This is a genomic window from Pedobacter sp., assembly GCF_965279535.1.
Classification (GTDB): domain Bacteria; phylum Bacteroidota; class Bacteroidia; order Sphingobacteriales; family Sphingobacteriaceae; genus Pedobacter.
The window spans coordinates 5,403,401-5,429,453 of record NZ_OZ257244.1 but is presented as its reverse complement, the minus strand read 5'-3'; the positions used below and the strand labels follow the sequence as shown (position 1 = coordinate 5,429,453).

The 26,053-nt window shown below is 39.0% G+C and carries 20 protein-coding genes; 6 read left to right on the top strand and 14 right to left on the bottom strand.

The window, feature by feature from the left end:
* Positions 1–6: 6 nt before the first annotated feature.
* A complete protein-coding gene (katG, locus tag ACQY77_RS22445) occupies positions 7–2,283 on the bottom strand; it encodes a catalase/peroxidase HPI (protein ID WP_421940080.1) in 2,277 nt (758 codons plus the stop codon).
* A 270-nt stretch (positions 2,284–2,553) separates the two neighbouring features.
* Here katG and ACQY77_RS22440 point away from each other — a divergent pair, with 270 nt between their 5' ends.
* From ACQY77_RS22440 to ACQY77_RS22430, 3 genes are all read left to right on the top strand, one after another.
* On the top strand, positions 2,554–3,141 hold the full coding sequence (locus ACQY77_RS22440; RefSeq protein WP_421940081.1) for a GDSL-type esterase/lipase family protein: 588 nt from the start codon (positions 2,554–2,556) through the stop codon (positions 3,139–3,141).
* A 64-nt stretch (positions 3,142–3,205) separates the two neighbouring features.
* A complete protein-coding gene (locus tag ACQY77_RS22435) occupies positions 3,206–3,934 on the top strand; it encodes an esterase family protein (RefSeq protein ID WP_421940082.1) in 729 nt (242 codons plus the stop codon).
* Positions 3,935–3,950: 16 nt separating this feature from the next.
* On the top strand, positions 3,951–4,763 hold the full coding sequence (locus ACQY77_RS22430) for an HAD-IIA family hydrolase (protein WP_421940083.1): 813 nt from the start codon (positions 3,951–3,953) through the stop codon (positions 4,761–4,763).
* 210 nt (positions 4,764–4,973) lie between these two features.
* On the opposite strand, the gene ACQY77_RS22425 is transcribed toward ACQY77_RS22430, so the two are convergent.
* Positions 4,974–6,017 (bottom strand): NAD(P)-dependent alcohol dehydrogenase, encoded by a 1,044-nt coding sequence (locus tag ACQY77_RS22425; protein ID WP_421940084.1) that lies wholly within the window; start codon positions 6,015–6,017, stop codon positions 4,974–4,976.
* A gap of 431 nt (positions 6,018–6,448) precedes the next feature.
* Positions 6,449–6,640, bottom strand: coding sequence for a hypothetical protein (locus ACQY77_RS22420; RefSeq protein WP_421940085.1), 192 nt, complete (start codon positions 6,638–6,640; stop codon positions 6,449–6,451).
* 567 nt (positions 6,641–7,207) lie between these two features.
* Between ACQY77_RS22420 and ACQY77_RS22415 the strand changes: the two genes are divergently transcribed.
* Together ACQY77_RS22415 and ACQY77_RS22410 are read left to right on the top strand one after the other, a co-directional pair.
* Entirely contained in the window at positions 7,208–7,966 is a 759-nt protein-coding gene (locus ACQY77_RS22415) for an oxygenase MpaB family protein (protein WP_421940086.1), read from the top strand.
* 64 nt (positions 7,967–8,030) lie between these two features.
* A complete protein-coding gene (locus ACQY77_RS22410) occupies positions 8,031–8,792 on the top strand; it encodes a hypothetical protein (protein WP_421940087.1) in 762 nt (253 codons plus the stop codon).
* Between the two features lie 95 nt (positions 8,793–8,887).
* Here ACQY77_RS22410 and ACQY77_RS22405 read toward each other — a convergent pair whose 3' ends face one another.
* From ACQY77_RS22405 to ACQY77_RS22375, 7 genes are all read right to left on the bottom strand, one after another.
* Positions 8,888–10,666 (bottom strand): RagB/SusD family nutrient uptake outer membrane protein, encoded by a 1,779-nt coding sequence (locus ACQY77_RS22405; protein ID WP_421940088.1) that lies wholly within the window; start codon positions 10,664–10,666, stop codon positions 8,888–8,890.
* Between the two features lie 28 nt (positions 10,667–10,694).
* Positions 10,695–14,003 (bottom strand): SusC/RagA family TonB-linked outer membrane protein, encoded by a 3,309-nt coding sequence (locus tag ACQY77_RS22400; protein WP_421940089.1) that lies wholly within the window; start codon positions 14,001–14,003, stop codon positions 10,695–10,697.
* An 842-nt stretch (positions 14,004–14,845) separates the two neighbouring features.
* Positions 14,846–15,982 (bottom strand): redoxin domain-containing protein, encoded by a 1,137-nt coding sequence (locus tag ACQY77_RS22395; RefSeq protein ID WP_421940090.1) that lies wholly within the window; start codon positions 15,980–15,982, stop codon positions 14,846–14,848.
* Positions 15,983–16,020: 38 nt separating this feature from the next.
* Positions 16,021–17,427 carry a RagB/SusD family nutrient uptake outer membrane protein gene (locus ACQY77_RS22390; protein ID WP_421940091.1) on the bottom strand — a complete coding sequence of 469 codons (1,407 nt, stop codon included), beginning with the start codon at positions 17,425–17,427 and terminating at the stop codon, positions 16,021–16,023.
* A 24-nt stretch (positions 17,428–17,451) separates the two neighbouring features.
* The gene (locus ACQY77_RS22385; protein ID WP_421940092.1) at positions 17,452–20,937 is read right to left on the bottom strand and encodes a SusC/RagA family TonB-linked outer membrane protein; all 3,486 of its coding nucleotides are present in this window, start codon (positions 20,935–20,937) and stop codon (positions 17,452–17,454) included.
* A gap of 266 nt (positions 20,938–21,203) precedes the next feature.
* Positions 21,204–22,310, bottom strand: a complete 1,107-nt coding sequence (locus tag ACQY77_RS22380; RefSeq protein WP_421940093.1) for a FecR family protein — start codon at positions 22,308–22,310, stop codon at positions 21,204–21,206.
* 130 nt (positions 22,311–22,440) lie between these two features.
* Positions 22,441–23,013, bottom strand: a complete 573-nt coding sequence (locus ACQY77_RS22375; protein WP_421940094.1) for an RNA polymerase sigma factor — start codon at positions 23,011–23,013, stop codon at positions 22,441–22,443.
* Positions 23,014–23,180: 167 nt separating this feature from the next.
* Here ACQY77_RS22375 and ACQY77_RS22370 point away from each other — a divergent pair, with 167 nt between their 5' ends.
* Entirely contained in the window at positions 23,181–23,339 is a 159-nt protein-coding gene (locus ACQY77_RS22370; protein ID WP_421940095.1) for a hypothetical protein, read from the top strand.
* Positions 23,340–23,341: 2 nt separating this feature from the next.
* Here the strand turns inward: ACQY77_RS22370 and ACQY77_RS22365 are convergent, their stop codons facing one another.
* The 4 genes from ACQY77_RS22365 to ACQY77_RS22350 all read right to left on the bottom strand — a co-directional run bounded on the left by ACQY77_RS22365 (position 23,342) and on the right by ACQY77_RS22350 (position 25,497).
* On the bottom strand, positions 23,342–23,629 hold the full coding sequence (locus tag ACQY77_RS22365) for a hypothetical protein (RefSeq protein WP_421940096.1): 288 nt from the start codon (positions 23,627–23,629) through the stop codon (positions 23,342–23,344).
* Positions 23,630–23,824: 195 nt separating this feature from the next.
* Positions 23,825–24,022 carry a hypothetical protein gene (locus tag ACQY77_RS22360; protein ID WP_421940097.1) on the bottom strand — a complete coding sequence of 66 codons (198 nt, stop codon included), beginning with the start codon at positions 24,020–24,022 and terminating at the stop codon, positions 23,825–23,827.
* Positions 24,023–24,108: 86 nt separating this feature from the next.
* Positions 24,109–24,603, bottom strand: coding sequence for a CAP domain-containing protein (locus ACQY77_RS22355; protein WP_421940098.1), 495 nt, complete (start codon positions 24,601–24,603; stop codon positions 24,109–24,111).
* Positions 24,604–24,666: 63 nt separating this feature from the next.
* Entirely contained in the window at positions 24,667–25,497 is an 831-nt protein-coding gene (locus ACQY77_RS22350; RefSeq protein ID WP_421940099.1) for a glycoside hydrolase, read from the bottom strand.
* Between the last annotated feature and the right edge of the window lie 556 nt (positions 25,498–26,053).

The following is a 26,053-nucleotide window of genomic DNA, read 5'->3' as shown; positions in this document are numbered from 1 at the left end:
AGGTATTTAAGCCAGATCAAAGCGATCAGCGTTCATCACTTTTGTCCATGCTTTAACAAAATCGTTTACAAATTTATCTTTAGCATCTGAACTGGCATAAACTTCTGCAATGGCCCTCAATTCTGAGTTAGAACCAAACACCAAATCTGCACGGGTAGCTGTCCATTTAGGCTGACCAGTGTTTCGATCGCTGCCGATATAAAGCTCTCTGTCTTCTGAGGCCGCTTTCCATGTTGTACCCATATCGAGTAAATGGACAAAGAAATCGTTGGTTAATTGTCCTGGTCGAGTAGTAAAAATACCATTTTTTGAACCATCAAAATTAACATCCAGTGCCCTCAAGCCACCCAATAATACCGTCAGTTCTGGCGCAGTTAAATTTAGCAATTGCGCCTTATCTATTAATAACGCTTCTGTTGAAACAGGAATTTTAGATTTACGATAATTACGGAAACCATCTGCAACAGGCTCAAGATAACCGAACGATTCAACATCTGTTTGTTCTTGCGAAGCGTCCATCCTACCCGGAGTAAAAGCAACATGAACAATGTGCCCGCCATCCTGCGCGGCCTTTTCAACTGCTGCAGATCCTGCCAGCACAATCAAGTCTGCCAAAGAAATTTTCTTACCATCGGCCTGCTGGCTGTTAAATTCTGCCTGAATTCCCTCCAGCACATTCAATACCTTTTGTAATTGCGCCGGGTTATTTACCTGCCAGTCTTTTTGCGGCGCCAGGCGAATCCTGGCTCCGTTTGCCCCACCACGTTTATCAGACCCGCGGAAGCTTGAAGCCGATGCCCATGCGGTTGAAACCAGTTCGGCAGTGCTCAATCCAGAGGCTAATACTTTCGATTTTATTGCGTTTATATCTCCTTCATTTACCAAAGGATGGTTTACTGCTGGGATTGGATCTTGCCAAAGCAATTCTTCCTGAGGTACATCCGGACCAAGATAGCGTTCTTTTGGTCCCATATCGCGGTGCGTAAGTTTAAACCAGGCACGTGCAAAAGCATCGGCAAACTGATCGGGATTTTCGAGGAAACGTCTTGAAATCTGTTCATACGCCGGATCAAATCGCAGTGAAAGATCAGTAGTTAACATCGTAGGGGTGTGCTTCTTCCTACCATCAAATGCATCAGGAATAATGGCTTCTGCATTTTTGGCTACCCACTGGTGGGCGCCCGCAGGACTTTTACTTAATTCCCATTCAAAACCGAATAAGTTTTCAAAGAAATTATTGCTCCATTGCGTTGGTGTTTTAGTCCATATTACTTCGAGTCCACTGGTGATTGCATCAGCCCCTTTACCTGATCCGTAGCTGTTATTCCAGCCCATTCCCTGCAATTCGATACCAGCTGCTTCTGGTTCTTTTCCGACATGATCAGAAGAAGCTGCCCCGTGGGTTTTACCAAAACTATGTCCGCCGGCAATCAGCGCTACTGTTTCTTCATCATTCATTGCCATGCGGCCAAATGTATCGCGAATGTCTTTTGCGGCCAAAACCGGATCAGGATTACCATCCGGACCTTCAGGATTGACATATATTAACCCCATTTGTACTGCTGCCAGTGGTTTTTCCAGGTTGCGAGTATGAATATCTCCATCTGCATCATCGTCTGAAACGACTACACCATGTGCTTTATCAGCGCCATCTGAACCGTGTGCATATCGTATATCTCCTCCAAGCCAGGTATTTTCCGAGCCCCAGTAAACCGATTCATCCGCTTCCCAAACATCTTCTCTTCCACCCGCAAAGCCGAATGTTTTAAAGCCCATAGATTCTAAAGCTATATTCCCAGTAAGGATCATTAAATCTGCCCAGGAAATCTTGCGACCATATTTTTGTTTGATTGGCCAAAGCAATCTACGCGCTTTATCTAAACTCACATTATCTGGCCAGCTGTTTAAAGGGGCAAAACGTTGTAATCCCGCACCAGCTCCACCTCGTCCATCACCTACCCGGTAAGTTCCGGCACTGTGCCAGGCCATCCGTATAAATAAACCGCCGTAATGGCCAAAATCTGCGGGCCACCAATCCTGAGAATCAGTCATCAACGCATGCAAATCCTGTTTCAAAGCTTCTAAATCCAAACTATTAAAAGCTTGGGCATAATTGAAATCCTTATCCATCGGATCCGAGAGCGAAGAGTGTTGGCGTAAAACATCAAGCTTTAACTGATTTGGCCACCAGTCGCCATTCCTGGTGCCACCGCCCGCTATATTCTGTTTCATACTGCCGTTATGAAACGGGCATTTGCTGATATCTTCTGATCCTTTTTCCATGTTTTGTTATAGTTTATGAATGAATAGTTTTCCTTTACGGAGATTAATTTGTTCTATAAAATTAAAAGATTCGGGCATATAATAACAATCATTTAATTCTATATTTTGATAGTCAAAATCTATAAGTAAAAGAAAATGAGAGATTGAGGGAATGATTGAATGAGAGAATTAGGGAATGAGAGAATTATAGAATGGTTTACTTCATAAATACACATAAACTTAACATACCAACAAATCTATCGCAATCTAAAGTAGCTATCTTTAATTCATATGTACTGGTACGAAGAAGAGGTAAAACAATTGGAACGCAGGCACTTTGCCAATAAACAGGATCCAGGCATCCTATTTTATGGAAGCTCTTCCATCCGTTTATGGCATTCGTTAACAAGCGATTTTGCAGATAAAAAGGTTACCAATTTAGGTTTTGGTGGTTCTACTCTCGCTGCTTGCGTTTGGTTTTTCGAACGCATTATGATGGATTATAAGCCTAAAGCCTTGATTGTTTACGCTGGGGATAATGATTTGGGTGACGGCAGAAATCCCGAAGAGATATTCATATTCTTTCAACAATTAGTGGTAAAGGCTAATATGAAGTTTGGCTTGCTTCCCTGTTATTTTATTTCACTTAAGCCCAGTATATCCAGGTGGCATATGGCCGATAGATTCAAATACACTAACAACCTGATTGAGAGCGAGATTATCAGGATTAATGGAAACTGGAAGTTTATTGATGTATTTAAAAGGATGCTTGATAAAGATGGAAATCCTAATCCTGCTTATTTCGATCATGATGGCTTACATTTAAGCGAAGCAGGTTATCGTTTATGGAAGTTGGTTATAACCGAAAAATTAGGTTAATCATTACCTTTTATTAATATGTAAATAATATCAGAGCGCTAATTTTCTCTCAAAGATTTTAGCGATGAACAGGGAATACCATAAATGGTTCAGCAATAGCCTGCAAAGGGACATGGAGCTTTTAATTTTTGGGCACGCCGGAAGGGCTATTCTCTTCTTCCCTACCCGGATGGCCAGGTTTTATGATTACGAAAACTGGGGCATTGTTGATTCACTAAAAGATCAGATTAACAGTGGCCAGCTTCAACTTTTTTGTGTAGATAGTATAGATGGGGAAAGTTTTTACAATCATTATGTATTCCCGTCCATGCGTATCGAGCGTCATCTTCAGTATGAGAAATATCTTTTAGACGAGGTTATTCCCCTTATCCAGCTTAAAAATGATGGTGATTTTCTCGCTACCGCAGGATGTAGTATGGGTGCCTATCATGCCATCAACTTAGCAATGAAATATCCTCAGCTGTTTAAGAAAACTGTGGGCATTAGTGGTCGGTACGACCTCACAGAAGCACCAGGAGATTTTCAAGACCTGTTAAGCGGTTTCCGCAATGAAACCGTGTATTACAATATGCCTAGTCAGTTTTTAAGCAATTTAAATGACGACTATCTTTTAGATGCCCTTCGAAAAATGGAAATTATTATTGCTGTAGGTGAAACAGATCCTTTTCTGAACGGAAATCAATATTTAAGCAGTGTACTGTGGCAAAAAGGAATCAGCAACCATTTTCACACCTGGGAAAGTAACGCCCATCGCCCACATTACTGGAGGAAAATGGTACCCCTTTACATTTAAATAAAATTATAAAAACATGAAACAAGGATTATTAATAGACATGGATGGTGTGATTTACAGCGGAGAGGCACTCATATTTGGTGCAGATAAATTCATCAAAAATCTGCTCGATGAAGATATTCCTTTCGCATTCATGACCAACAACAGCCAGAGAACAAGCCTTGAGGTGGTTCGTAAGCTAAAAGGACTTGGGATTACAGTAGATGAAAGTCATGTGTATACGAGTGCCATGGCTACGGCCAAGTTCCTGTCCGATCAGAGCCCAAATGGAACGGCCTATGTTCTTGGTGAGGGTGGATTATTAAGCAGTTTACACGCCAATGGAATAACACTTGTAAATACCGACCCTGAATTTGTAGTACTTGGAGAAGGACGAAACTTCACCCTTGAAATGGTGCAACGTGCGGTAGATATGATTCTGGCAGGTGCAAAATTTATTACCACTAACCGTGATCCATCTCCTAAAAGACCCGGCTGGAATAATCTTGGAATTGCTGCTACCACTGCCATGATTGAAGAAGCCACAGGGCGAAAAGCTTTTGTAACGGGAAAACCAAGTCCGGTGATGATGAGGTCGGCCAGAAAGTTTTTAGGTCTGGAAACCAGCGGAACAACCGTTATAGGCGACACTATGGAAACAGACATTCAGGGAGGCATACAAATGGGATATAAAACGATCCTGGTATTGTCTGGCATCTCTAACAAGGATAGATTAGGGCACTATGCCTTTAAACCTGACATGATTGCCAGCTCTGTTGATGAAATCAGGTTTCCGTTAAACTGGTGGGAAGAGGCTAAAGTAGCGGCAGTCCAATTGGTACAGGAATAGCAGATGTGATTTGAAAGCAGGTCGATTATTCTTGACCATGATAAGAGACTTAGAACCCTGCTACAGGTTATTATTTATTCTCACCCATGAGTATCTGACAAAAATTAGCAAGCTGGGATGGCATTAAAAAGGCACCTAAATGTAATTGTAAGAATATTCTACATACACTTAGGTGCTTTGGTGGTCTTTGATGGTATTAAGTGTGCAGGCCTACAAAGTGGCCATATCAATTACAAACCTGTAACGAACATCACCCTTTTCCATTCGCTCGTAAGCATTATGAATATCTTTAATATCAATCATTTCGATATCTGAGACGATGTTATTTTCGGCACAGAAATCAAGCATTTCCTGGGTTTCTTTAATTCCACCAATGCCTGATCCGGCTAAACTTTTTCTACCACCCAATAAACTGAATGCATTAATTTGTGCGGGTTTAGGTGGCACGCCCACACAAATGTGCGTCCCGTTTGTCCTCAATAAAGATAGATAAAGGTTAAAATCATGCTCGGCTGAAACGGTATCGAGGATAAAATCAAATTTACCTTTGGCTGCTTCCACTTGTGCTGGATCCGTTGTTACCACAAAGTGATGTGCGCCTAATTTTTTAGCATCTTCTTCTTTTTTTGGTGAAGTACTTAATACCGTTACCTCAGCGCCAAATGCGACACCAAATTTAACTGCCATATGCCCTAATCCACCAAGCCCTAATACCGCCAGTTTATGTCCTTTACCTACTTTCCAGTGGCGCAATGGCGAATAAGTAGTGATACCTGCACAAAGTAAAGGCGCAACCGCAGCGAGGTTTAAATTTTCAGCTACTTTTAGTACAAACTCTTCTCTTACTACGATGGTATCAGAATAACCACCGTAAGTTGGCGTTTTACCATCACGCTCAAGACCATTGTAAGTCTGGGTATTTCCTTCCAGGCAATACTGTTCCAGATCTTGTTTGCAGTTTTCGCAAACCTGACAAGAATCTACCATACACCCGGTGCCTGCAAGATCACCTACTTTAAATTTCTTTACATGATCACCTACTTTAGTTACGCGGCCAACAATTTCATGGCCTGGTACCATAGGAAAAATACCTGGAAACCAATCATTTTTAATCTGATGAAGATCGGAGTGGCAAACGCCACAAAAAAGAATTTCAAACTGAACATCGTGTGGTCCTACTTCTCTACGTTCGAAATTCCATGGCGCAAGGTCTGTTCCAGGACTTTGTGCCGCATATCCTTTTGTTGTTATCATAATTCTTATTTTACAGTAATTACCATAACAAAGGTAAGTTACAATTGTTATCGGGCCATTATGGAATTCAAATAAATGGTTACGAAATTCAAACAATTATTGCTTAAACAACAGGCATTCTCATACAAAATATTTTGCTTGCGGTGAAATTTCTAAATAACAGCAACAGCAGAATTGGTTTAGATTACGCAGAGATAAAACTTTTATTACAATTTACAAGAAGGATCTTATTGCAGATCGACAGATCATTAGTTTAAATCGACAAAATCGACGCTTTGATCAATAACACTTGGTATAAACGCTTCAGAATCCACATTTTTGTTGAGTATTACTAATAATACAAACTGCGTTCCGGATGGACGGGTGATGACAAGGCGCAGGGCGGAGACGTCCTGCTTTCTTTTTTATGTACTAATTCAGCTCATTTGGGCTTATATACTTAATAAACAAATCTGAGCGGCCATTAGCCCATCCAGAGCCAAAATAATCCGAAAAGAAACTTCAGCTCCAATATAAAGTCCATCAGGGCAATCCAGTGTATCAAATGGAATATCCTGCTCGTTTTCATCCACAATCAGACCCTGATCTTTTTCCAGATGTATAATTTTACCTAACCTAATCATCCGCCTTTTCTCCCCTCCCCAAAGGTGTAACTATCGAAAAGAAATTCATAGTAATGCGTTTTAGTAACTTAATAGACAACGATTGTGCATCAAATACAAACACTGTACCATTTGTTTATTTCAATTCAGCACTCAAAGCTATAAGCTTGTATAACCGGAAGTAAAAATCAAACGCTGATCAAAATGACTATTTTTTATTTTTTTAAATAAATTCGGGTGTAAACGGAATAAATAATTCTGAAATTAACAAAAAACACAAAGGCAAATTTTGAAGTATAACTTCTGAATTAAATTTGGCCTGCCTTTAATAAAAACAACCTGTATGTTTAGGTTGACATAACTTTGCTGCTTAGGAAAGAAATAAAGCCCTATTTTAATGGTAAAAATAGTTCGAACAGGAGTATTTGATTATTGATCATGACATTTTAGCTACCTCTTCACTGTATTCCAACTTAAAATCAGGAGAAAATGTTTTGGAAGAGTGCATATTTTTTACTTACTTTGAAAAACAAAGTGCTTTATAAAATACAGTATTATACTTTCAAAAAAATTGGAGACTTTTAGGTAATGAATTTTGTGAGCAAGGATTCTATTGTCCGACAGATATGGGGTAAAACAGATACTGTACTTTTCATTTTTGCCGGGGCAGCCGCAGAATTCAGCCTGAATAAAGCCGTTGATTGGTTATATTTTACTGGAAAACTGCCAAAAGATCCTTTGGGCCGGTTATTTTCTACTGTGGCCTATGCCCAGAAAATAGTTTTTTCTACATCGGATCAGGCTCATGCAGCTATAGATCAGATCACACTGATTCACGAACAAGTTGAAACGGCCAGAAATGCTAAAATTCCGGATTGGGCTTATAGAGATGTACTTTTTATGTTAATCAATTACTCCATACAGGCTTTCGAGTTGCTGGAGAGAAAGCTTAGCCAAGATGAAAAAGAAGAAGTATATGATACTTTTTTTCGCGTGGGTAACAGGATGAAAATAAATGAACTTCCTGAGAATTTCAATGACTGGCAAATCAAACATGCACAGCAGTTAAAAGAAAATTTAGCTTACACTCACTTTTCAAAAGATCTTTACCTTCAATATCAAAAACACCTTGGAAAACTAAGATACTTACTTATGCACGAAATACAAGCCTTGATTGTTCCCGGGCGCGTAAATCAATTGCTTCAATTGGGTAAAGGAAAGTCTGTAATCCCAATTCTCTGGCTTTACAAATTAAGCAGGAAATTAAAGATTGATCATACAATCAGGAATTTGATTTTACCGGGCAGGTATAAGGAGCAGATTTTAGGCTTGGGAAGAAATGCATGATTGAATGGGTAAATATTGCTAAATTTGTATAAATTGAAATTCTAATCTTCCCTCATCCTTGGTTATGAAAAAATATCTTTTTATTCTTTTTTTAGCATTCTCAACTGCTTTACAGGCTCAATCTATTCAGGATACATATAAATATGTAATTGTTCCTGAAAAATTTAGCTTTCTGAAAGAACCCAATCAATACAATTTAAACGTATTGGTTAAAGCACTTTTTGAAGATAAGGGCTTTAAGGTATATTTTGACAACGCTCAGCTGCCTGCCGAAATAGCAAACGATAAGTGTAAAACATTAACTGCTGATGTATTGGAAAAAAACACCATGTTCGTTACCAACCTTACTATTTTACTAAAAGACTGTAAAGGAAATGTTCTGTTAAAAAGCAAAGAGGGTAAAAGCAGGGAGAAAGAGTATAAATCTTCGTACAACGCTGCAATGCGGGATGCCTTTACTTCTTTCGAAGATTTCCGCTATGCTGCTGGTGATGTGACTGAAACTGCTGCTGTTCCGGCATCAACAAAACCTGAAACTAAAGCGCCTGTCTCAGCTCCGCAACCAGTTATTGCAGCTACGCCATCTGTACAAACTGCTGTTCAAACAGAAGGGCTTCTATATGCACAACCTATAGCCAATGGCTTCCAGTTAATAGATGCTGCACCAAAAATTGTGATGACGCTATTGAAAAGTTCTTTAGAAGAGTGCTTTATTGCAACCAAAGGTAGTGTAAATGGAGTAGTGCTAAAGAAAAATGGAAATTGGTTTTTTGAGTACTATAAAGATAACACGCTAATTTCGGAAAAATTAGCAATCAAATTTTAATCTCCACGCATTTTTTATAAACAAACCCAAAGCTGCATTGCACTTTGGGTTTGTTTGTATTTGTACTCGGCATTCCATCCAAATGGGCTCAATCTTTATTGCCAGCCTGGATTTTGTTTTAAATTAGGATTACGTTGAAGATCAGCTAAAGGAATCGGATAATAATAATTTCGCTCATTCCATTTTCTAGGAATTTCATTCATCCAGATTAATTCTCCTGAAGTACCATTCTTAAGCAATTGAGAATTTACAGCATTACCAATTTTCGCAGAAACATCTACATACGTTACACCGCTTACACCGGGGTTAGGTCGTGTTCCCTGGTAAAAAGCAACATCCAGAATCCCATCTTCATTCAAATCCATTGGTGTATTTAAAGCCGGCACATAAAAGCCATTCCACTCTTGTTCCATCAAAGGCCCTCTTTTCCACCTTAGCAAATCTGGAAAACGTAAACCTTCTAAGCTCAACTCTATTCCTCTTTCTCTTCTGATTTCTAACAAGGTTGGATCTGTAATTCCGGGAAAATAGTTTGTAATGAGATAAGGATCGGCAACAGTTGGTTTAGTGGTCAATCCACCGGTAATTCCAGCTCTTGATCTTAATGCACCAATGGTTAGTGCCCAATCTGCATTGGTTAACGTTCCCAACTCGGCCTTAGCTTCTGCATAGTTCAACAATACTTCCGCATAGCGATATAAAGCCACTGCATTAGTATTTAAAGCTCCGGCATCAAAATAAGTGTCATCCAGCGTCCATTTAATAGGCTGATAGCCGGTAAAGGTGTAAGAAAATACTGGTGGAGCAGGTATTTGCTGTCCGTTGGTAATGCGCTTATAATCTCCCATGCGAATGGTTTGCTTTAATCTCAGGTCGCGATTTTTAACCTCATCTTTGAATAACATGGTCGGATAAGCCGGATCATTCGTAAAAGGTGTTCCATCCAACTTCAGGTAAGTATTGATAAAGGTACGCGTAAAACTGGCCTTTGCGCCATAGGTACCACTTGTCCACCACCAGTTGGCTTCGTTCAAAACCCCCAGGTTAACATCAGCCACCGCTGCTTGCAATACTTCATTGGCTAAAGGCGTATTACTTGTAAATACCTGACGATAAGATGCGCCCGGGCCGCCAGCTGTATTTAATGAATAACCACCATTTTTGATAATCTGGTCGGCAGCTGTTGCGGCATCATCTAACCACTTATTTGCCGAGCTGGTTAAGCCCAATTCGGTATGGTATTTTCTGAAAGTACCTTCAAAAAGGCATACTCTTGATTTAAAAGCATAAGCAACCCATTTGCTTACTGTTGTTCTACTGGCGTCATTTGTTACCGAAATGTTATTACAAGCAAAATTAATATCTGCCAACACCGAATCCATTACCAGTTCCCGCTTATCACGGCCAGCATTTAAGGTTGGATCATCAATTTCCAGTGCTTTATTAATCCAGGGCACATCGCCGAAACGCTTTACCTTCTCCATGTAAAAGTATGCCCTAAAATAACGTGCAATGCCTAAATAGTTATTCCGAACGGATGCAGGAACAGCCGGATCATTACAGTTTTCGATAAAATAGTTGATGTTCCTTAAATCTCTCCAGGTCCAGCCAGAGCTGTTATTTGCCGCGAAGCCGCCTTCACGAATAAAATCCTGGACAGATTTTACCGCCAGGTAATCAGACATTGCATCCTGGCTAGTTGAATTCTTCGGCATAAGATCCATACCATAAAAGGAATTGGTATACAATTTTAAGCCATTTTCAGTACCGAAAACAGCTTGTTTAGAGGCTGTTGATTCGGGTTGTTGATCTAGCTTTTTGCAGGCAGCTAAACTCAAACCGCCCAACAAAACCCATATATATTTATTTTTCATTTTGATCATTTTATGTTATTACCAGCGATTAAAAACCTATGTTTAATCCAAAAGAGAAACTTTTCAATAATGGATAGTTATATCCGTCGCCATTGGTGCTTCCCGAATTCAAATCCTGATCTGAAGGCACTGCATTTTCTACATCAATTGTATTTTTTACGATTTTATACATTGGAGAATAGGTGTAAAGATTCTCTCCTGAGAAAAACACTTTTGCATTGCGTGCGCCAATACGGTTTACCCATTTAGTAGGTAGCGTATACCCTACCTGAATGTTCTTCATTCTGAGGTAGGCCACATTTTGCAGGTAACGGGTTTGGGCTACCCCCAATGTTCTGTTGGTATTACTAGAGGCCGCTCTTGACATGGTACGTGGAAAATAGGCGTCTGTATTGGTTGGTGTCCACATATTACCTAAATGAAATGTTGGTATATTATTGTATGGGCGGTTATACTGACCCCAGAACATCTCGGTTTCTGTACTTGGATACCACTGTTGCTTACCCACACCCTGGAAGAATACAGAGAATGAGATATTATGCCATTCTGCGCCCAGATTGATTCCGTACATGTATCTTGGTGCTGAATTACCAATAATTCTTCTATCACCAGATTTACCGACTTTATTTTCGCCAACATTAATGAAACCATCACCGTTAAGATCTCTCAATTTGATATCACCAGGAAACCAAAGCCCGGATGGTGAAGCACGCATTTGTGGGTCTTGTTTTGCATGAGATGCAATATCCGCAGCATCAATAAAGAAACCTTCAGTTTCATAACCCCAGATTTCACCTAAAGTTTGACCTTCATAGTAATCACTCAGCAACTTATCCTGATTATTATACTTATCAATCTTGGTTTTATTATCCGATAAGGTAAGCCTTACATTGTATTTAAATGGTTTCGCAGAATTACCTACCCGATCATTCCAGCTCAGTGTAGCTTCCCAGCCACGTGTGGTCAAATCGGCGTAGTTACCTTTGGGTACATCTGCCCCAAATACTGCCGGAGGCGTTAATCCAAACGTAAACATATCGGTTGTTTTACGGATATAAGCATCCCCGGTAAAGGTTAAACGGCCCGAAAGCATGGTTAAATCTATACCAAAGTTACTTGTAGTAGAGGTTTCCCAGGTTAACCCATCAGGCAATACCAACGGATTTCGGGTAGTTTGTGGCCTTGAGCCATTTAATATAACACCTGACTGGCTGATATTAAAAATCTCCTGAAAAGCATAAGAAGCTATATTACCATTTCCAAGCGAACCATAAGAAGCTCTTAACTTCAAATCAGAAATCAATTTATCTGAAACATTCCAGAATGATTCTTTATTGATTCTCCAGCCTGCAGAAACTGAAGGGAAAAATCCATAGCGCTGATCAGATGGGAATTTTGAAGATCCGTCATAACGGGCATTTAATTCAATAAGGTAACGATCTTTGAATGCATAGTTTAATCTGGAGAATCCGCCCAGAATAGCCCACTGCTCATATCCGCCTCCGGTGGTTATAGACTGGCCCAAAGCCAGATTAAGATCTGTAGCATCTTCAAAAATAAGACCATTACGCTGTACCGATACGCGGTTATAGGTAGATTGTTCGTAGTTATAGCCGGCCATTGCTTTTAAGTAATGATCCTTTCCGAAATGGTCTTCGAATTCTGCATATATATTGGTTGCCAGGTATCGGGTTTCCCTTAAATCGAATAACAAGTCGTTAGTTGTAGTGCCTACATAAGCGGTTACACCACGAAAATTGCTGTAAGGTACCTGAACTCGTTTTTGCTCCCTGTCGTTATCTGTATTTCGGAAGGTGAAATCAGCATTTACGCGGAATTTATTATTAAAAAAATTAGTTCTCAAACCAGTAATGTTTCTGAATACCTCACGGGTATTATCGATTCCATTTTTCCCATAAAAGAAATCGCCTACAGTATACGCAGAAGCAAAAGTTAACGATCCATCAGGGTTAAATAGCGGCATTGTCGGTTTTCCTTCATCCGCGATATTTCTCCAGATACCGCCACCCTCGCCCACGTTAATGGGGTTATGGTATTTCATGATCGAATAGTCAGCGTTATTTTCGATGCTTAGCCAGGGAAAAACCTGTACTGACCCTCTTGCACGGATGTTTTTCATCGCATAATCGTCGCTATTGTACCTGAATAATCCATCCTGATTTAAGAACCGGCCAGAAACGAGGAAAGTTGCCTTATCACTCCCCCCACTTACTGAAATGTTATTCTCAAATGCAGCGGTGTTATCCTTATACAATTCTGCGTAATAATCCGTACTACCGTAATAAGTGTATTCACCGGTGGTTGGGTTTACCTCTATCTGGTTATAAGGTTGGCCAGACTCTACTCTTCGTTTAAATTCATCCAGATAAGCTTGTGAAAACTTTTGTGTTTTATTGGCATTTTGCGGAAAAGCTCCATCGCCGTTCACAAATGCCTCAGCAAACATTTTTGCCCAGGTATAACCGTCTGTAACAAAGTCAGGTCTTGTAATCGGCGATTTTATGGCATAATTTGTTGAATAAGATACACTTGTACGTCCTTTTTCACCTTTTTTGGTGGTAATCAATACTACCCCAAACACACCCCTTGCACCATAGATAGCGGCTGAAGCAGCATCTTTCAGGATAGATACGGTTTCAATATCGTTAGGATTAAGCAAGCTGGGATCGCCTTCAAAACCATCAATCAAAATTAATGCACTACCGCCCTGTCCAATAGAAGTTGTACCCCTGATGTTATAGCTAGGCGATTGAGTTGGCTTACCATCTAACATTTTAAGGTTTAAGTTAGGAAGCTGTCCTTGCAAACCCTGAGTCAGGTTCGTAATCGGTCTGTTTTCTAAGCTTTTAGATGAAATCTGATCGACTGCCCCGGTTGCATTCTCTCTCTTTTGGGTACCATATCCAACCACAAGAACCTCGTTAAGGGTTCCTGTTTCTCCTTTTAAAGTTACATTGAGTGGTGTATTTTCTCCTCCTTTAACAACAACTTTATTGAAGGTAACTGTGGTGTAGGAAATGAATGTTACTGAAACGTTGTAAGTACCTTCCGGAACATTGATACTAAAGGATCCATTACCGGTACTCTGAACTACTTTGTTAATTTCCTTAATCAGGATGCTGGCTCCAGGAAGCGGTTCGCCCCGCTCATCAACCACTTTTCCACTGATTGTTCCGGTTGCTTGTGTTTTTGCGATGTAAGGAGAATCGCTTAGGTGGGGAATAGCCATGGCAGGTACAGCAATTGCATTTGTGAGCAAACTCGCAATTGAAGCACATACCATAACCTTCTGCCTTAACAGTAAAGGTTTTTTCATTTTTAGTTAAATTAGTAAAGACTCTAAATCGTTTTATTATTTATTTCCTAGATTCCTTAGATTGCCGCAAAGCTAATCTCAGAATGTGAAGGCTGTGTTAACTTACTTTAACTTCTAAACTTGAAATGGTGATGGTATACAGACTCAAACCCAAGGAACTAATCTTCAGATGAATCTTAAGCACCCTCTTTGTTAAATTAGCATTAAATGATTATTTGGTTAGCTTTTTAAATGTGTTCGTTAGCGTCAAACCCGGTATAACCTTTAACCGAGATTCAGTCAATCAAAAACATTTACAAAAAGTAATATAGGAAGAAAGACTTAAATCTGTATAGAATAAAATTTAAAAGTGAAAATTTTAAAAGTCAATGCAGTTTATTATTAATGCAGGCCCGGAAATAACGACAAAAGCCCAGGCAATGGATGCCTGAGCTTTCAAGATTCAACATGGACTATTTAGCGTTTTTAAAAATATCCGCCGGAAATAACTGACCAAACCTGAATATCAGGAATTGGCCAGTCAATCTACGGGTGATTAGAATGGTTGATATATGTTTTCATTTTGGTTCAGACCGGTCCCTACTCCGACTGCGCCTCAATTTTGCATATATATACTTTATTTAAGTATTACATTCCTCACATTTTCTTTGTATGATCACAAATAACAACCTCTAAAAATTGAATGGAGGGCAGTAATTCCATTCGATCGGGTTGAGAGTCGTAAACATTTAATCGTGAAATTGAAACCTACCCTACCTCAAAAACAGGTAAGGCAGGTTAATCAACGGGCGATTGGTAAAGAGATAATCGTTGTTAATACATGGCTTTCTCTTTTTATTCATTTATTTTATTATTTCTAAAAGTCTTTTCTCTAAGTCTTCACCCCTGAGATTTGTGTCTATAATCTTTCCATCAGGGCCAATTAAGAAGTTCGCCGGAATTGCCGTAATACCATATAAGCTATTTGCTCCTTTAACATTACTTTTATCTGCATCATTTAACTGAATACCTGGACTTTGATCGTCTTTTAATGCCTTTGTCCATTTCTCTCTATCCTTACTAACATCTATTGATACTCCAAGAACCATGAAATTTTTAGCACTGAATGTCTCAGCAGCTTTTCGTAAAAAAGGAGCCTCTGCTCTGCAAGGCATACACCAGGAAGCCCAAAAATCCAAAAGCACGTATTTGCCTTTAAAATCTGCCAAACTGATCATTTTTCCTTTAGCGTCGGGATGGGTAAAGTTTGGTGCGATTTTTCCCTTCGCAACTTTCTCTGTTGATTTAATTAGTTTATTTAGTTCTTTGGCCAGCTTGTATTGTTTAACCCTGCTACTAAGCTGATCGTAAAGCGGTCCGGCAAATGCAGGATCAAGAAATGGAAAGCTTACTTCCTTTAAAGCTTGCAAACTAAAATAAGAGTCGGGGTTTTGTTTAATGTAATCTACCCAGGTTTGCCTTTTTATTGCCGTTAAACGTTCTATCTCACTGGAGGTTTGATTGAGCTGCGAACTGTCTTTTTGCTCTTTTTTCTGCTGATAATATTGCATTCTTAGTTTAGTAATCTGCGCATCAGTCACTTCAGTGCTTTTTTTGAATTTTCCATAATCATCATTAATTTTTGAGTTGATAATGGAAGCATTTTTTAGGGAATCGGCAATTACAACTTCCATTACTCCCGCTTCTATATAAACTGTACGAAAGTCTCTTGAGACTGATTTTTCACTTGAAACATCAGCATCCCTTAAAAAGGTAATGTTAACTGCAATTGGTGTATCCGTAAATCCTTTAAACTCAAAAAAACCATTTTGAATCCTTGCAGTATCTTTTAATATCTGATTATTAATATATTTCTGTAAAATAATCGTTCCCTTAAGGGCAGAATCTGTGAGCCTGCCCTTTAAAGCATAAGGTTTAGTTTGCGCCACGCTTAAGACTGGTAAAAGCATAAGCATGGCTATAGATTGTTTTTTAAACATCTTTTATGGATTAATATCGGGTGAATAAGTGTGTTTACTTACCTTTCGTTCGGTTTAATTTCGTTAGAAGATGCAATTACATTAGGTGGAATGGGTAAAACGTATTTCGGACTTCCTGGTTGAAGCTCAAATCTTCCGCCATCTGCATACTGGTGAACCAGTACCTTAGCCAAAGCAGGCTCTTTGGTAAACCTGCGTAAATCGAACCAGCGGGCTCCCCGCATCAGTAATTCGCGTCGGCGCTCATCCAAAACCGTTTTAAGCATATTGGGTGATGATGTTATTGCCACATAAGTGCTGGGTGTAAAACGCTTGACCCTCAGGCCATTTAAAATTTTCATTGCTTCCGGGTTATTGTTAGATCTGGCCTGGTACTCGGCCTGGATTAACATCATTTCCGCTACTGTTGGGCCTACATTTCTCGTTACCGACTTGCCGCGTAATGTAGCGGTGTTATAGTTATACTCACCATTATACATGGTACCGCCCATACCTGCTATTATGGTCGCTGGCAAAGTATTTAACGTTTTACGGATATCACCTGTTTGATATAAACCTATAACTTCATCGCTTAAGAAGAATCCGCCATAGCCATTTGCAGCTTGTCGCCATTGAATAATTTCAATGTTATCCTTATTAAGCACAATGTTATCAGGAATTACAACCAAATTACCATTTGTATTGGTAACCAAGGTATTATAATCTTGCAAAGTATTTATCAATGCCAATGATGCTGTTGCATTTTGATTTGCTTTCTCAAAATCACTCATCATGAGGTATGTTCTGGCTAAAAACGCATAGGCTGAAGCCTTACTTGCAAAAAACCTATTGCCCAATGGATTGGTTAACAAAGTTACTGCTGCATTAAGATCTGTTAAAATCTGACTGTAAACCGTCTGCACATCTGCACGAACCAGGCTGGCTTCTAAGTCTGGCAAAAGAATTAACGGGACTCCATCATCTGTGTCAGCTGTAGCTGGATTATAAACCTTCGCATAGCTATTAATTAAATAAAGATAATTAGCTGCCCTTAACACCAAAGCTTCTCCCAAAACCTGATCGGCATTTACGCCGTTGCTTGGCTTGGCTTTAGGGATGCCATTAATCACCACATTGGCAACATAAATCTGTTTATAAAGATTATTCCACTCTCCATCGTTTTCATCCTGATTATAGATCATTGTATTCCAGGCATATAAATTATTAGCTATGCCACCTACAGCAGCTTTCTGTTTTACATCTGCCAGGAAGGATATGTCATCTGTGCCGTACTCATTCATCCCTATGGCGTTTAATAAGGTTCCACTGTTATTTAAAAGCAGGCGATAATCACGAACTTCAGATGGGACAACTTTACCTTTAGGTTCAATCTCGACATATTTCCTGCAGGAAGAAAATACGAAGCTGATAATGAAAAAAAACAAGATATATTTAGTATTATACATGGCTATAAGTTTAAATTTTAACAATTAAAATTGAGCTTTTAATCCCAAGGCAAATGAGGCAGCAGGTGGTAAAACCAAGGTGCCGGTTGCAGGAATAAAGTTTGGATCAATTCCCTGTTTGTTTTTTGTCCACAAGGCAAGGTTTCTTCCCTGAATATTTAATCTTAAATTATTAATGAATTGGTTAGGTTTATTCCCGCTGATAATATCATAGCTCAAAACCACTTCACGCAGTCTAATATGTGATGCACTTTCAATCAGATAATCGGAAAGAAGAAAACGGTTGTAATTTGAGACTGCTCCTCCACTTGTCAGACCAGGAATAGCTGTTTTTGCTTCGTCTCCGGCAGTTCTCCATCTTATTGCTACATCACGGTGCAGGGATTTCTGAGCAATATAATTATTGTAATCCGTTATTGATGGTCTTCGGAATATATGCCCGAATTGATAGGTAACCAGGGTAGATAATGAGATTTTTTTGTACTGAAAATTTGTAGTCCAGCCGCCAAAATGCGGCGGAGTAGTACGCCCGCTATAAACCAGTGCATCTTTTACATTTACTGCAACATTCTGTTTGATGACCTCTCCTTTTTCGTTAAAAACCTGTGGCTGACCAGTATTATCTAAACCTGCGTATTGATAACTAAATAAACGATCAACGGGCTGGCCCACAATTGGTGCAGCAGATCCAGCCAGCAAGTAGTAGTTGGCCGTACTTAATTGCGCACTGGTTTTGCTAATTTCGGTTGTATTGTAGCCATAGTTTAAACTTGTGCCTATTTGCCAGTCACGGGTTCTCAATACCCTTACATTAATGTTTACATCTAAACCCTTACCCTTCATATTCGCAGTATTTACAATTGCTGTAGTAAATCCTAATGTAGGGTTTAAGGTCATCGCCCCCAGCAGGTCATAACTGGATTTGTGGTAAAAATCAATTGCTCCACTAACTTTTCCATTAAATAAACCAAAATCCAATCCAACATCTAAAGTTTTTGTTTTTTCCCAGGTTAGGTATGGATTTTCAGGTGTAGTAATCAACGCATAATTTTGAAGCGTATTCACATCTATAGTTTGAAAAATAGTAGAAATAAGATAAGGACTGGTGGTTAAATCTACATTTCCATTTACACCATAAGTAGTACGGAGTTTGAGGTTATTGATCCATTTTGGTGTATTGATCCAGCTTTCTTTTGTCAAATTCCAGGCTGCCCCTAAAGACCAAAGCGGAGTAATGCGATAAGACTGACTGGCGCCAAAAAGATTGGTATCGTCTAACCTTGCACTGGCAGAAAAAATATACCGGTTATCATAAGTATAGCTGGCATTAAAAAATGACGACATGAAACGATTTTGATTCCAGCTATTAGTAGCAGGATCCAACAAAGTTCTTGTACCAATTGCTGCGTTTACAATCGTTCCGTAAGCTACGGGCTTTGAAGTTAAATCGCGATCACTGTATCCATAACGGGTATTATTAAAGCCCTTGGCAAATACCTCCCTCATCTCAATACCTGCAATGGCATTAATTGTACTTTTATTGAAAGTGGCATTATAGTCTAACTGGCCGCGCAGATTATAATTGCTGCCATTAATCTGTTCTTCCTGCAAAATTCCTCCGGTTGGGTAACCATAAACTAATGCTCCTGTGGCATTAACCGATGTGGTGGAGTTAATGTTATTTCTCGTGAAGTAAGTATTTTCATTATAATAATTCCTGTTGTAGTTATATTGTTTTTCTAAAGTTCCTTCAATCTTTACCGAAAGTCCTTTAACAATATCACCACTAAGGGATACAGTACTGCGATAAAAATCATTTTTACTCGTCCTGTCCGAATTAGCCAGTTCATCCAGATAGTTATAGCGCCAGTTCTGATAACCTAATTTTTCAAAACGATCAAGTGTGGTATAATAATAAGCCCTGGAGAAATTTACAGGATTACCATTATCATCAACAATTTGATCATACGGTAAAAAAGTTGTTGGCCCAGGCGTTAAAGGTGATAAACCCAGTCCGTTATTTACAATGCCAAAAGAACTGGCCTGCAGATTACCCATAAAGGTAAATCTGTTTAAGAATTTAACCGTTTGTGATAAGTTTAGGGTCATCCGGTTGGTCTTATTCCCTGTAGCATTAGGCAATTCGTTGGCATACGAAGCCGACAAATAAGTACTGCTATTGCTACCCCCACCATTTAATGAAAGCGAATATTGTTGCAACACAGGATTTTGAAGTAAATACCTGTTATATTGTGTTTTATAATCATGACTGGACAAGGCAGCCAGCGCTGCTTCTGCTTCGGCATTGGTCATTAATCCATTTTTTTGCTTAATTAAGATGGTTAAACCAGCTGAGTGTGGCAAAGTAGCTGCTGTAGGTGGTGCATTGGTAGGATCTGAAACTTTTCCTTTAGCCATTAGATCGCGTTCAAATTCTACATATTCAGCAGCCCCCATTATAGGAAGGTAATCTAATCTGGGTTTGTTTGTTAAGGTTAAATCTGTGTTTAAGTTAACCTTCCACTTGCTGTTCATTGCGCCTTTTTTGGTTACTACCACCACTACACCATTGGCTGCCCTGGCTCCCCAAATGGAGGCAGCGGCCGCGTCTTTCAATACCGTAATGCTTTCAACATCATCGGGATTAATGTAACTTAAATCAAAATCCGTAGGAAAATTATCAACCACAATTAGTGGTGCAGCATTGGCCTGGATGGTACTCTGGCTCCGTATGCTGAAATTACTTCTGTTTTGTGCAAGCGTTGCATCTGCACGGTTAATATTTACATTAAAACCGCTAACCAAGCCCTCTAACCGATCTACGATATTACCCGTTATTTTGTTTTTTAGTGTTTCTTCACCAATTACCCCAAAAGATCCTGTAGCCCTTTCTTTGGGAATACGCTGGTAACCTGTATTAGCTGTAACATCTACCTCTGCCAGCTTCGCTTCTGTAAGCTCCATTTTTATCCTGCCCATTTGCGCAGTGGCCTGTACTTCCCTATTTTGATAGCCAACAAAGCTGATTACCAAAACAGCATCTTTTTCAATACCTTTTAAATAAAAATATCCATCCGAGTTGGTATTTGTTATTTCCCTGCCATCTTTAACCCGTACAGATGCACCAACCAATGGACTACCCTGTTCATCCAACACATATCCCTGAACGTCAATCAGGTTCAGAATGCGAAGTAATTTATCTACTATATTTGCTTTGGTTTTCCTGGTAATGGAAACCGTTTTTCCTTCGATTTCAAAAGTGAGATCGGTATTCTTTAGCGCATTTCGAAGCACTTCCTCTAAATTGGCATCGGCAACCACAATATTTACGTTTTTTTGATCAGCGATGAGCTTTCCATCGTAATAAAAATCATAGCCACTATGTTTTCTAATCTCTTTCAGTGCTGTTTTAAGAGAGGCATTGCGAAGATTTAACGTAATACGCTGGCTAAATGCTGCTGCACTTACCTGCGTTAAAAACGCTATCATAATCACAGTTATCAATCTCATAATAAGCAATATTTTAGAGCATAGCCTTTTAGGTATACCCAATTTTTTGGTATAATTTGTATACATTTGTTGAGTTTGGTTTTGCAAGCTGCCTCAGCTTTGGACGGTAAAGGCAGCGCATTAAATAATTGACTTCTTCAGGAGTTAATCCAAATCACAACCAGATGCCTTTTGGCGTCTGGTTGTACTTTTTCAACCGGAGCTAATCGTGCTTCTATTCATTTGGAGTTGTTGGTTAGTTAGTTTGTGTGGTTTATTTATAAAGTTTATTTAGTTACATAGAGCTTTTTACCTGCTAATTTAAAGTGTACCTGACCTGATTTTTCTATCAGGTGAAGTACGGTAGAAAGTTTATTTTTTCTTGAAATCGCCCCCCCTGTTTCGATATCTTGTGAAATAGATTGATCATAAATAACTTCAAGATTGTACCAACGCGCAATTTTTCGCATGGCAACCTTAAAATTCATATCATCCAGATAAAAATCTCCGTTTACCCAATCGGTAATGCTATCGATATTGGCTTTGCTGATTGAAATCTGATCGTTTTCATTTACGGCCTGCTCGCCTACTTTTAATATTCGGGTAGTTTTTCCTGTGTTAAGCTGTACCGAACCTTCCAAAAGTGTGGTGGTAATAGATTGCTCATCAGTATAACTATTTATGTTAAAATGAGTTCCTAAAACCTTTACCAGTTGTTTTTGTGTTTTAACTACAAATGGATGCTGGGCATCTTTAGCAATTTCAAAATAGGCTTCTCCTGTTAACTCAACTGTTCTATTTTTTAATGTGGCAAACGATGCCGGATATTTGAGTGATGAAGCTGCATTTAGCCAAACCTTACTTTTATCGGGTAAAATAACGGCATAGGTTTCGCCATTGACTGTAGATAAGGTATTGAACTTATTTTGCTGTTTACCAGAACTTACTATCTGATAGATCAACTGACCATCCTTTTTACTGATCTTAATGTTTCCCTCTTGTGCCAGCTCTCCGTTCCTTGAATCAGTCAAAAAGATTTTCCTCCCATCGTCTAATGTTAGGGTAGCAGCATTCTTACCTGGTTCTACATCGGCAAATTGGGTTAAATCTGCATCCGGTTTGTATCCTAAATTGAGATAAAAATACAGGCCAATTGTTAATAACAGGCAGGATGCTATAGCGATATAAGGCCAGAGTTTAACGAAGATCTTAGATTTGATCCCCAGCTGCTTCCTCAAATGGTTTAAACTATCTTTTACCTCAATGTCGCTCATCACTACATCACTTTGTGATGCATAGGCCAGGTACCAGCTTTCCAACTTTGAATTCTCCTCCGGACTAAGTTTTCCGTTAGCATAATCTTTAAACAGGTCTGAAATTGATTTTGGGTTCATATCCTTATCTGATAGAAATCACTGGCTGCAATTAAAACTATGACGGTTATCTCATAAGGTCGTCATATCCATTTTTTATATTTTTTTAAAATAAAACACAAAATACTGAATATCAGAAAGATAAAATAATTTACAAAAAAGGAAATGCGCTGAGAAAATCATCAATCCTGGGTTTCAGGATTTTAACGGCCTTATAAACCTGTTGTTTAGCAGTTTCACTGGTGATCCCCATCTGATCTGCAATCTGACTATAACTTAGTCCCTCTTTTTTGTTGAGTAAGAAAACTTCGCGCATACGTGAAGGAAGGGCATCAATTTCGCGCTGGATTAAATGTGCGAGCTCCCTTTCCCTAACTACATCATCAGTAATATTGTACCCCTCAATCATAAAGGCGCTGATTGATTCGGCATATCTGACTGCAATCTTTTGATGGGAAAGATGGTCAAATATTCTATTTCTGATAGCAGAATACAGATAAGAAGAAAGGGCTGTTTTGATCTCGATCTCAGCTCGTTTCTGCCATAGGGTCATAAACACATCCTGAATAACATCATTTGCCTCCTCTTTGTTGGCCAGTAAGCGAAAGGCATGCCGAAGTAAAATTTCAGCATAACGCTTAAAAATTTCCGCATAGGCTTTCTCATCATCCTCTTTGATCAGTAAGAAGAGTTCCCCGTCAGAAATTTTATCATAAGCTTTCATTACCTGTTTGTTTGCTCACTAGATTGATGAACGTTCAAACCTAGCACTTAATTAACAAATATACACACTTATTGGTGTTCGGGAAGTGAAAAATAGCAATTTGAAGGAGGACAAAAAGAAAAACAGCAAGCAGAAATACATAATTTGGCTTGCCTGGTTTTACTAACATGAGCTATTCAATTAATGGCACTATAGGTATTCGCGGAACTTTTCAGAGCAGTACCACCTACTGCCCTATTGATGATGAAATAATGGTTTTGGGTATGGCTGTACTCTTGCTGCTGAGCTATGCGTATTTTCAGAAAAGGTTGGCAATATGTAATTAATTTTATTCAATTTCTCCATCGGCAATCCCTTCCAGGAACCAGCCTGATCGATAATCAAACGTTACCACCTCAGTTTGTGATTGGTTGCTTACCGTTCCTACAAAGTCATGTGCAATATCCCGGTCTGCCTCCAAAATTTTCTTGGCCATCTCTGCATATTCATTAAGATCGAAACCATCTTGAATTATATACCCCAGCTCACCGTTATCACTCCACACCGTGTCAACTAGAACCTTGTTAAATTTTGTTCTTAAATACTCAATATCATTATCCATTTCGGGGGTTTTCATGTTATGGTTTTATAAAGTTTAATGCCTTACCAGACTATTATAACTAAACCAAAAGCTTCAAGCAAATGTTTTCAATTTTCAGACGAAACCTTATTTTCATTATGAAATAGCCAAAAATCAAGGTAGTTAGCTTTTGTCCAACACAATTCCCCAAGGGCAGATTCATCTACCCTCCCCAGCCTATAAAAGTAGATTCTATTTTTCTAACCTACCCTGCACAAAACGACCTATAAATGCAAATAGTACTCCAGCAAATATTCCAACAATCACTACTGCTCCCGGTGCAAGTTCATCTTCCCGCGGAATGCGTTCCAGTACAAGCATTTTAAACATTAGAAGAAAGCCAACCAGGCCAACTATAAAACCGATAATTAATCCTGTTCTGTTTTTCATATGATTTGAATTAAGACCAGATCAAATATAAAAATTTCACTTTGCAATTAAAAGTACTTTTTAAAATAGATTATTTTTTTAAAGAATTAAAATGGATTTCCAAACGAAACTGACCAATAGTAATGGCTATACCCTATTCCTGCAACAGCAGCTGTCCCATCCATCATGGCCTTGCAATGGCTGATACTGTTTCTCCAGGCTTCCAAGACTTCATCAGCACTGGCATAACCTTTACCAATGTTTTCAGACCTAAAGTAACCGGTGTAACCTGCCTTTTCAGCTCTTTCTTGCGGACTGATACCTTCGGGGTTTACATGTTCCAGATAATTACGCAGTTGCATATCCCTGGCATGTAGTTGCGCAGCATCCTGCAATGATTTGTTTACGGATAACGGAGCTACAGGAGGCTGCCACTCTGAGCCACAATTACATCCAGTTTGCCTGAGCTGATTAATTTTTTCAAGCAGTTGGTTTGCCTGTACGTAGCCGGAATCAATCTCCTGCTTTTTACATGCAGTAAAATATAATAATACGGTCAGGCAAACCGTTAGCCTACCAATGCTATGCCTGTTTTTTCTCATAGGGTATACCTCAAAAGGAGGCAGCTTTTGTTCTGCCTCCTGAGTGGAATTGAAATTGAAATTTTAAAACGTTCTGTCTCTTCCCATGTAAATATTTTTGGCGGTATAAATTGTATTCCCAGACGGGCCTGGTGAACCGCTATCACCTTCCATTTGCATATTAATAATGAGCCACATCGGCTTATTCACCGAATTGCTCATGATATGCTTAGCTACCCAGGCATTATCTATATAATAATGACATTCGACATCAGTGGCGTTGATTTTATTATACCAACACTTGTAATTATGATAGGATCCGGCATTGGATACATTTGTCAGCTTATTTTCCCAGCCACCATCATAGGTATTTTGCCAATTGGTTGAGCTGCCTTTAAATTCCATAATATCGCTTTCCGGAGGCCAGGAATTGACACCAGTAATCCAGAAAGCAGGCCAGGTTCCTTTAACAGTGGGTACAGCAAAATCGCCGGAAATCGTATAACTTGGGAACTGATCATTAATTATTACCTGTTGTTTGGCATAACAGGCTCCTGAATTGTACCAGATTGCAATGTTAGTAAAACCATTGGCTGTACTGTTTCCTGGTGAACTACTTAAACGGGTAGCTTTAATAGTGAGTACCCCACCACTCAAAGAAAGTTGATTATGATTGGTACTGCTTCCAACCATTCGGGCAGAACCATTGTGATCAGTGCCCCATGGATAATTATAATTCCATGCTGCTTCAAAACTACTATAACTCGAAAGGGAGTTACCATCCAACAATGTTTCCCATGCTTTTACTGATTTGGTTCCTTCCTGTTGATTTTCTTTCTCTGCTTTTTTACAGGATAAAAGTGATACAGACAGGCCCATTAAAAGGAGAACGGTAAGAAATTTGTGTTTGCTCATTTTGCTTAATTTTGATTAATATTTGGTTAATTATCATTATAGCATAACCTTATTATAATCTATCCCTAATTACAAAACACTAATAAATAATACAATCAAGAATATTTAATAAGTATTACACTGCACCAAATGTATACAAATCACAATATATGATTAGGGGTATAAATGGTAAAATTAAAGGGGTAAAATAAGATTAGCGCAGGCAAATCTGCTCCTAATGAATGTCTCTTTTAAAAACAAACATCTTTAATTATTAAAATCGCAAGTCCAAAGTCTACAATGCTTAAAGTTGTAAAGCGCAAACAATAAGGAAAAAAGATGAGCCACATTACCCTCCCTGGCTCCAAGTCTTGAGACTTGATATTAATACTTGCTACTAAAGACCAAGAGAACAGATGAACCGCGTTAAGCTTAATTGTTGAACTGTTTAATTGCTTAACTGTTTTACCTGACTTTACACTAAACGCCTGATACTAATAGCCTGCAACAATAACACATAGCACAGACCTGCTAATTCTGTTGATTATTTGGCCTATATCACACAACAAAGAGCTGA